Genomic DNA, 8,591 nt, shown 5'->3' with positions numbered 1-8,591 from the left:
CACGTCCTCGTCCGCCTCGGCCTCCATCTCGGCCCGGCGGGCGGCGCGGCGGCGCATATACTCTTCATGGCGTTTGAGGGTCATGACCACACCCCATGCCACGACCCCGCGCCGGGGCGCGTGCCTGTGGGTTTGCCGGGGGTGGCCTGTCCTGCCATTGCAAGGTCTCCTGCCTGTTGGCACTGGTATGCCCGGAGAATCCGGCAACAATGCGACCAAAACTTAAGGATTGTATGCCGCCGATTCATGCCTCAAAAGCCGAGCAGCCCGGCCCTATCCACCGCCTCTTGCAAGAATTCCTCACGGTTCGACACCGGCTGCCAGCCCAACAGCGCCTTGGATTTGGCATTGTCGAACTGTGCGAAATGCGCCCGCGACTGCCAATCCCGGAGCGAGGCGCGGATCACACCGGGGCGGCGCAAGGCATAGGTCTTGAGCGCCGACTTGACCGCATCCGCCGCCCACATCGCCGTCAGATTGCCGGAACTCACGCGAATCCGCGCCCCAAGCCGCATATGGATCGCGTCAAAGTAATTGCGCGCCGTCAGTGGCACGTCGCCGACAAGGTTGAACGAGTGCCCCGGCGCGGCCATGCTCTCGCCCATGCGGATCAGCGCATCGGACACATCCCCGATCAGCACAAAGGGCAGCGGGTTGTCCCCCGACCCCCAGAGCCGCACCGCCCCCGCGCCGTGCCAACGCCCGATGCCCCAATGCTGCAATGGCCCACCCTGCCCCACCACAATCCCCGGTCGCGCGATGGTGAGCGGCAGACCATGATCGCGCGCCATCTCCCAGAGCCGCCGCTCACATTCCGCCTTGGAGCGGGCGTAGAGATTGCGGTCGGTCATATCCTGCGCGAAGGGCGTCGACTCGGTGATCACAGTCCGGGGGTTGGACATGTCATAAGAGGCAATCGTGCCGGTATAGACGAACCGCTTGACCCCAGCCGCCAGTGCCGCCCGCGCGATGCGGTCGGACACGGCCACATCGTTTTCCAGACAGTCCGCCCATGTCGTGCCCAAGGCGCGAGCGAGGTTGTAAACCACGTCGATCCCCTGCATCGCGCCGCTCAGCCCGACCTCATCACGCAAGCTGACGGCACAGGTCTCGACCCTCTCGGGCAGATCATCAAACGGGCCATGCGCCCCGCGCGACAGCACCCGCACGTCCTGTCCTCGCGCCACCAGCGCGCGCGTGAGGTCACGTCCCAAAAACCCGGTGCCGCCGATGACAAGGGCGGTGGGATTGGGCCTGCGCCGTGCTTTGGGCGGTGCCCAAGTCTCGCGGCCCTGATCGGTCATGAGCGCAATCGCCGCATCAATCGCGCGCATCACCGCCTCTGCCGCCACGCCGTCAAAGCGCGGATCGAGCGGCTTGCCCTCGCGGATGGCGGTATAAAACGCCGCAAACGTCCCAGAAAAACCAAGCGCATAGGGTGATTTTCGGTTGAGTGATCCGATCTGCCGCACGGCATTGCCGATGCCTTCGCGCAGATGCCCTAGGGCTGCGCCCATCTCGCGCAGGAAGGGATTGAGCACCAGATCTGCGGTGTTCTCATGGGTCACGGTCAGCACATCGGCGGCATAGTCGAGCCGCGCCAGACCTGACGAGCCGCGCAGCGTGACCGAGCGGTCATCCACGCTCTCGACCAGTTGCAGGTTGAACGCGATATCGACACCGCCCGCCTCTGCCGTGATCCGCCAACTTTGCGGGCGCGTCCCCGCACCGGGCAGGGCCACCGGCTTGCCCAGATAGAGCCCGGTGACAGTGACGGGACCAAAGAGGTCATGGGCAAAGGCAAAGAGATGCGGCCCAAGTTCCAACAACAGATTGCGCGGCTCCCGCAAGAGCCAGAGTCCGTAGGGACCAGAGCGCAGCGGGGCAAGCGGCAAGGCCCAAGTGATCTCGGCGCTCGAAATACGGCCCAATTCACCGCGCGCGATCTGAGCCTTGAGGCGCTGATAGCCGGGCAGGCCCAGAAAGTTGTGACCAGCGGCAAAGCAACGCCCCGCCGCCCGTGCGACGCTGGCAATGCCCGCGGTCTCGTCGCCCGAGATGGCCACTGGTTTTTCCACCAACACATGCAGCCCCGCCGCCAGACATTTCCGCGCAAGCACCGCGTGGCTGTCGGGGGGCGTGAGGATATGCACCGCCTCGACTGCGCCGCTCGCAATCAGATCCTCGACCGAGGTAAACGCCCGCGCCCCATGGGCCGCCGCCAACCCTTCGGCGGCAGAGGCCGAGAGATCACAAACCGCCGCCAACCGCACCCCCGGCGTGACTTTTAGCGCATCGGCATGCCAGCCCGCGATATACCCCGCGCCGATCAGTCCTACGTTGATCGCTGTACTCACCACAGGTCCCCTTACTTGTACTCGATAATCTGCATCGCATCGCCACGCCGCTTGCGCAGCTTGTAGGTGAGCATGCCGATCAGGTTCGGAAATTTGGACAGGCTGAGAAAGAGCGCCTGATGCAGGGCCGCGCGCGTGCCCATTCCAGAAGTCCGCAAGCCCTGCGCCGTCTTGACATAGGACATCGCATAAGCCGCCAACACACCCACCAAAAGCGGAAACCAGAAGAGGCCCACCACCGCCAACAGAGGCAAGACCAGACCATAGACCCAGACCCGCGCCCGCTCTCGCGCGAAATAGCCGGGGTGCATTTCGCCCACCTGCGCAAACCCATGACCCGAGCGCACCGCGCGCCGCCACCATTGACCAAAGGTCCGCATCGCGGCGTCGTGCCGGGTCATCGGGTGCGGCAAACGGATCAGACGCCAGCCCGCCTTGCGCAGGCGTTGACAGAATTCTTCGTCCTCAGAGGCGATGATCGTGCCATCAAAGCCGCCAACCTCTTGATAGGCCGCAACCCGCAGCAACATATCACCGCCGCAGGCGATGATCTCTCCCGCCGGTCGGTGCCATTCATGGTCACACAGGGCATTGTAGACCGAGGACTCGGGATGGATTTCAGACCGCCAGCCGGTGACAAGGCCGATGCCGTCCTCGGCCATCAGCGCCGCTGCCGCCCGCTCAATCCAGCCCGGCACGACGATGCAATCCCCGTCGATGAACTGCACTGCATCGGGCAGGTCCGGGGCCAGAGCGGCAAAACCCGCGTTGCGCGCCCGCGCGGCGGTAAAGGGCGTGGTTGTGTCCAACTCCACCACCTCGGCCCCTGCCGCCCGCGCCGCCGCCACGCTGCCGTCGGTCGAGCCGCTGTCGACATAGACCACCCGCAACCCCTGCCCGCCGAGCGAGGCCAGGCTTGCGACAAGCCGTGCGCCCTCGTTACGACCGATCAGAACAACGGCAATGCGCAAGGTCATGGGGTGTCCTTTGGTCTGAGGGATTTGGGAGGCACGCCCGTGCCATAGCCCTCGAAGAGCGCGGCAAGCCATGCCGCTTCGCTGTCCGAGGAAAACTCGGCGGTGACACGCAAACGCCCGGCCTCGCCCATATCTCGGCAGAGATGCGCGTCATACAACAGGCGCCCGATGGCCACCTGCAGGGCATGGGCATCCCCGGGCGGCACCAAGAGGCCGCTCACCCCGTCCTCGACCAGTTCGGGCACGCCCGCGATGCGGGTTGTCACCACCGGCACCCGCGCCGCCATGGCCTCCATCAGCACGACCGGCACGCCCTCGGCAAAGCTGGGCAGGACAAGGGCCGTCGCCGTGCGCAGCAATTCCGCCACCTCGGCCTGAGATTTGTAACCTGCAAAGGTGATCCGCGACGTGAGGCCCATTTCGCGGGCACGCCGCTCCAGTGCTGCGCGCTCTGGTCCATCGCCCACCAGCGTCAGGCGAAGCGCGGGATGATTCTTGCTCAGGTCGCGCAGGGCATCAAAGAGCATCGGCACGCCCTTGACCGCCGCCAGACGGCCCACAAAGAGCAATTGCGCCGGTGCAGGCGTGGCGGGGTGGTCATAGCGCGCGGGATCAACCCCGCAATGCACGATATGCAACTTGTGCCAATGCCGGGGGTCGGAAAAGGCCATCGCCTGCGAGCGGGCGAAATGGCTGATACAGGCGACAAAGCGCGCGCGGGCGATCTTTTCATCCAGCCGCCAGCGATAGGGCTCGTAAAAGATATCCGGCCCATGCAGCGTAAAACTATAGGGAATACCCGACATTTCGGACATGAGCATCGCCACGGTGCAGCTCGATTTTGCGATGTGATTGTGCAGATGCGTCAGCCCACGGGCGCACAGATGCTCCGCAAGAACAGCCGCTTCGGCAAGGTAGATGAACTGGTAAAGCGTCGCCTTGATCCCACCGGGGCTGGTGCGCCACGCCAGACGCAGGGCGCGCAGCCACGCCCCCGGCCTGCGCCACGCCGCCAGATGCGCCGCGATCAGGTGGCGGGGCGAACGGGCCGTTTCCAACACGTGAAACGTGCCCTCCGCCTCGGCCCGCTGTTCGGGTCCGGTGTGATGCTCTGGCCCGGTGCGGCGGATCGAACAGGTCTCGACCGTGAGCCCCTGCGCGCGCAGCGCCGCCACTTCGCGTTGGATAAAGGTATCGGTGGCGCGGGGGTATTCGCCGGTCAGATAGGCGATGCGCAGGCTCATGCCGCCTCCTCCTGCGCGCGCGCGAACGCGGTGTCAAAGTCATCCTGCGGCACCCAGCCGAGTGCCAGTTGTGCCGCCGCAATGTCATACCTCACGGGCCGCATCCGCGCGCGCAGCACGGCAGGGCGCAAAAGGCCCGGAACGCGCGCGCCAAGGGGTAAGAGCAGCCATGCCAAGGGTGCCACCATCCGCCAGTTGAGCGGCAGTACATGGCGCGGCCAGCCTGTGCGTCGCAGCGCCGCGACGTATCGCGCCCGCGTCGGCCGATCTGCCCCGAGGATATTCAGCGCCCGCCCCTCGCCCGGTGTCTCTGCCGCCAGAACAAAAGCGCGCGCGCAATCGTTGAGCGACACAATGGGCACTTCGCCGCCCCGCTCCATCAGGATCAACGTGCCGCCCATCCCCGGCCCAAGATGCGCCGTCATCATCCGCCCCGGCCCAAGGATTGCACCGGGCCGCAAAATGGTGTGGCGCAGGCCGCTGACGCGCAGCATACCCTCTTGCGCCAGCTTGGCGCGGGCATAGGCATCGCGCCGCTCCGGTCGGTCCTCAATCGGCGTGGCCTCGGTGACAACGCCCGACGCATCGGCGCTGTAGACGGCAATGGAGCTTGCCAGCACCAGACGTGGCGGCAAGGGCTGCGCCTGCAGCGCGGCAATGAGGCGCCGCGTGGCAGTCAGTGTATCACGCGCCTGCACGGCACAATCGCCCGAGAGCGCACCGGCCAGATGGATCACGCACTCTATCCCGTCCAGAAGCCCACTGAGATCCCCTGTCACCAGATCCACATCGGCGCGCGTCACGCCGCGCACCGCATGCCCCTGCGCGCGGGCCTCGGCAACCACAGCGCGGCCCAGAAATCCACCCGCCCCTGTGACAAGAAGGTTCAGACCCATACGGCCACCTCCATCGGAGCGCAGCGGCTCTCGATCTCCACCACGCCACTTGGGCCCTGAAGTGCCAGCGTCACCTCGGTCAGGTGCAGCGCCATGGCATTTGTCAGACGACAGGCCCGTCCTTCGGCCAACGCCGCCAGCATCTCGGCGGGACCGAGGGCGAAATTCATCGAAGCCGCCCCCCAACGCCCCACCTTGGGATGCGATGGCCCTCGCGCCCGGATGCGCCGGCCAAAGGGATGCTCGATCAGCCTGCGTCGCAAGGTGAACCGTCGGTAAAACCGCACCGGTGCCGCATTGTCCCACACCTCGCGCACCTGCAACACGCCCTCGTCACCAAAAACCCGCAAGCGGTGATCATGGGAGGCCACAATCGAGCAGGTGAGCCGCGCCATCGGGCCCGCCTCGAAGAACAGCGTGGCCACTGAAACATCGGGCGTTCGCGCGGCACCGGGCTTGTCGGGAATGACCTCGGCCGAGGCCGACACCACCCGCGTCACGCTGCCGAACATCGCGATAAGCCAGCTTAGCACATAGCCCGCGTGCTCGAGCGTGCAGCCAACCGCGAATTCATCCGCATGAGGCCACGCAGCCCCACTCTCGCTCTGCCATTTGGCATAAGGCGCCTGCGGGATGAAACCGTCATCCATCTCGGCATAGATCAGCCTTGGGGTGCCCGCCACCCCGCGCTGCACCGCGCCGATCAGCACCTGCGCCGCCTCGCCCAGCACCGATGAGGGCGCAGAAACCAGCATCAGCCCGCGCGCCTCCGCCAGATCATGCAGGGCACGGGCCTGCGACAACTCCAGCGTCAGGGGCTTTTCACACCACACATGATGCCCCGCCTCGAGACAGGTGCGGCTCACGGCATAATGCGCCGACGGGTTGGTGAGGTTCAGCACCACATCGCCGGGGCCAAGCCGCGCCAAGAGCGCCGCCAAGGTCGCCTCGGTGGCAACGCCCCAATGCGCGGCAAAGGCGGCCAATCGCGTCGGGTCGTGGTCATGGGCGGCGATCACGGCAATCTCGGGATGGGCGGCGAGCGACCGCATGTAGAGATCGGCCACGAATCCGCAGCCCACCAGCGCCACGCGCCCCAGCCTTGCCTCTCGGCTGCTGTTCCCTTTGCCCTCTGCCTGCATCATTGCCCCTGTGTCTCGTCCTCTGGGTAATCACAGGATCATGGCGAGAATCTGACCATTTCCCTACAGTTTCAAGCCTTTGCGCTGCTCTGATGCCGCGCGGGCACAGTCGCCCGACATACGGCCCTCAAAGCCACGCATTTTCGCCCTAGTGTCACCATGGGCTGCAGTTGATATAGCATCAAAGGCCGCGACTGTCGCAGGGGGATCGGGTGGAATTTCATGTTCAGGATCAGGTCATACGCATCGCGCCCCGCGATGCCCCGCACCTGCTGGCGGTCCTGACCGAGCGGTTTCGGGCGCGGCGCGGCTTTGCTCTGGCGACGCTCAATCTCGATCATCTGGTAAAACTGCAGCAGGATCGCGCCTTTCTGGCGGCCTATGCGCAGCATGATCTGGTGGTGGCGGATGGCAACCCGGTGGTGTGGCTGTCGCGCCTTGCCGGGCGTCCCGTGGGGCTGGTGCCCGGGGCCGACATGGTGGTGCCGATGGTGCGGCTGGCGGCTGAGGCGGGGGTCAGCGTGGCCCTTGTGGGCAGCACAGAGGCGGCCTTGCGCGCCGCAGGCGAGGGGCTCTGCGCCCGCGTGCCGGGGCTGGTGATCGCGGAGCGGATTGCACCGGCCATGGGGTTTGATCCGATGGGCCAGCAGGGGGCCGAAGTCATAGCCGCGCTGCGCGCCTCGGGTGCGGGCCTCTGCCTCTTGGCGCTTGGCGCGCCCAAGCAAGAGATTTTCGCCGCTCGCGCCCATGCGACACTCCCGCATATGGGCTTTGCCAGCATCGGTGCGGGGCTCGATTTCATCGCCGGGGCGCAGCCGCGTGCGCCCCTTTGGGTGCGGCGTCTGGCGCTCGAATGGCTGTGGCGCGCTCTGTCCAGCCCGCGCCGGATGGTGCCGCGCTATGCACGTTGCGCGGCTATTTTACCGGGGTTGATGGTTGCGGCGTGGCGTCTGCGCGGCTGACGCTCTGCCGCTTTGGCCCCCAGAGTGCCGCCGCCCCGAGAATCACACCTGCGACCGTGGCGATCATCCCCGCCGCACTGACCGCATTGTCATAGCCCAGCCAGAGCGGGCCGTAACCAGCCAGCACATAGCCCAAGACCGCCGAGACCGTGGCAAAGACCACGCTCCACGCCACCTGACGCCCCAAGCGGTCCGTCATCAACCGGGCGCTTGCGGGCGGGCAGATGAACATCGCGATCACGATGATCGACCCCACCGCGTCAAAGGCCGCGACCGCCGCCAATGCCGCCACCGCCACTAGGGCGAGGCCCAAGAGGGCCGTGGGGATACCCATGGCGCGGGCAAATCCCTCGTCAAAGGTGGCGATCACCAGTGGCCGCCACAGCACCGCGAGAAAGAGCGCCGTGCAGAGCAGCGCCGCGCCCATGCGCCCCAATTCAGGCGGCAATCCCGCCAAGGCCGCCGGATCGGTCAGCGCGCCCCAGCCATAGCCATCCAGCCAGATGAGGCTTTCGAGATTGCCGTAAAGTGCGTGTTGCACATCAAGATGCACGCCGGACGCGGCGCTTTGTTCCAAGAGCAGCACGCCGCCTGCGAACATGGCGGTAAAGACCACGCCCATTGCTGCCCCCGGCTCGATCCGACCCAGACGGCGGATCACCTCGATCAGGATCACCGCCACCATCGCAGCCGCCGCCGCCCCCAGCATCATCGGCCCGGTGGCGACCAAGCCGGTGACAAGGAACCCCGCCACGATCCCCGGCAACACCACATGGCTGATCGCATCCCCAATCAGCGCCTGTCGCCGCAGCAACAGGAAATTCCCCGGCAGCGCACAGGCCACCGCCGCCGCAATGCCAATGAGCAGCGGCGTGAGCGACAGCATGACGAAATCCTGTCCCATCACACTGTCCCCGCCGGTCCAAGGCCCCGGTCAAGGGCTGCAATCTGATCGCCTGTCAGCACCTCTTCCAAGGGTGTCAGCCCGTCATAGCGCGCCGCTGCCGCCTCGA

The 8,591-nt window shown here is 66.2% G+C and carries 7 protein-coding genes; 1 reads left to right on the top strand and 6 read right to left on the bottom strand.

Features of this window, described 5'->3' with window-relative positions; all coding sequences use genetic code 11:
• Nucleotides 1-251: 251 nt before the first annotated feature.
• Genes KBT70_RS12795 through KBT70_RS12775 form a run of 5 tightly spaced genes read right to left on the bottom strand, consistent with a single transcriptional unit; the run spans nucleotide 252 to nucleotide 6,619 of the window.
• Nucleotides 252-2,357: an NAD-dependent epimerase/dehydratase family protein gene (locus KBT70_RS12795; RefSeq protein WP_296634028.1), complete on the bottom strand. Its 2,106-nt coding sequence runs from the start codon at nucleotides 2,355-2,357 to the stop codon at nucleotides 252-254.
• Nucleotides 2,358-2,368: 11 nt separating this feature from the next.
• Nucleotides 2,369-3,334: a glycosyltransferase gene (locus KBT70_RS12790; RefSeq protein ID WP_296634023.1), complete on the bottom strand. Its 966-nt coding sequence runs from the start codon at nucleotides 3,332-3,334 to the stop codon at nucleotides 2,369-2,371.
• Nucleotides 3,331-4,578: a glycosyltransferase gene (locus KBT70_RS12785; protein ID WP_296634020.1), complete on the bottom strand. Its 1,248-nt coding sequence runs from the start codon at nucleotides 4,576-4,578 to the stop codon at nucleotides 3,331-3,333. Before KBT70_RS12785 ends, KBT70_RS12790 begins: the two co-directional genes overlap by 4 nt.
• On the bottom strand, nucleotides 4,575-5,474 hold the full coding sequence (locus KBT70_RS12780; protein WP_296634016.1) for an NAD(P)-dependent oxidoreductase: 900 nt from the start codon (nucleotides 5,472-5,474) through the stop codon (nucleotides 4,575-4,577). Before KBT70_RS12780 ends, KBT70_RS12785 begins: the two co-directional genes overlap by 4 nt.
• Nucleotides 5,465-6,619 (bottom strand): Gfo/Idh/MocA family oxidoreductase, encoded by a 1,155-nt coding sequence (locus tag KBT70_RS12775; RefSeq protein WP_296634010.1) that lies wholly within the window; start codon nucleotides 6,617-6,619, stop codon nucleotides 5,465-5,467. The genes KBT70_RS12780 and KBT70_RS12775 overlap by 10 nt, the downstream gene beginning before the upstream one ends.
• 209 nt (nucleotides 6,620-6,828) lie before the next feature.
• Here KBT70_RS12775 and KBT70_RS12770 point away from each other — a divergent pair, with 209 nt between their 5' ends.
• Nucleotides 6,829-7,578 carry a WecB/TagA/CpsF family glycosyltransferase gene (locus tag KBT70_RS12770; protein WP_296634006.1) on the top strand — a complete coding sequence of 250 codons (750 nt, stop codon included), beginning with the start codon at nucleotides 6,829-6,831 and terminating at the stop codon, nucleotides 7,576-7,578.
• Here KBT70_RS12770 and KBT70_RS12765 read toward each other — a convergent pair.
• Complete coding sequence (locus tag KBT70_RS12765; RefSeq protein WP_296634004.1) at nucleotides 7,532-8,482, bottom strand: metal ABC transporter permease; 951 nt, start codon at nucleotides 8,480-8,482, stop codon at nucleotides 7,532-7,534. The genes KBT70_RS12770 and KBT70_RS12765 overlap by 47 nt on opposite strands.
• Between the last annotated feature and the right edge of the window lie 109 nt (nucleotides 8,483-8,591).

It is taken from the genome of Roseovarius sp. (assembly GCF_018066915.1).
Taxonomy (GTDB): Bacteria; Pseudomonadota; Alphaproteobacteria; order Rhodobacterales; family Rhodobacteraceae; genus Roseovarius.
This window is presented reverse-complemented; position numbering and strand designations above follow the sequence as displayed.

What these genes read in the sequence shown, in the direction of transcription:
- KBT70_RS12775 (WP_296634010.1), bottom strand. Translation starts at nt 6,619, where the DNA reads ATGATGCAGGCAGAGGGCAAAGGGAACAGCAGCCGAGAGGCAAGGCTG.
- KBT70_RS12780 (WP_296634016.1), bottom strand. Translation starts at nt 5,474, where the DNA reads ATGGGTCTGAACCTTCTTGTCACAGGGGCGGGTGGATTTCTGGGCCGC.
- KBT70_RS12765 (WP_296634004.1), bottom strand. Translation starts at nt 8,482, where the DNA reads ATGGGACAGGATTTCGTCATGCTGTCGCTCACGCCGCTGCTCATTGGC.
- KBT70_RS12785 (WP_296634020.1), bottom strand. Translation starts at nt 4,578, where the DNA reads ATGAGCCTGCGCATCGCCTATCTGACCGGCGAATACCCCCGCGCCACC.
- KBT70_RS12790 (WP_296634023.1), bottom strand. Translation starts at nt 3,334, where the DNA reads ATGACCTTGCGCATTGCCGTTGTTCTGATCGGTCGTAACGAGGGCGCA.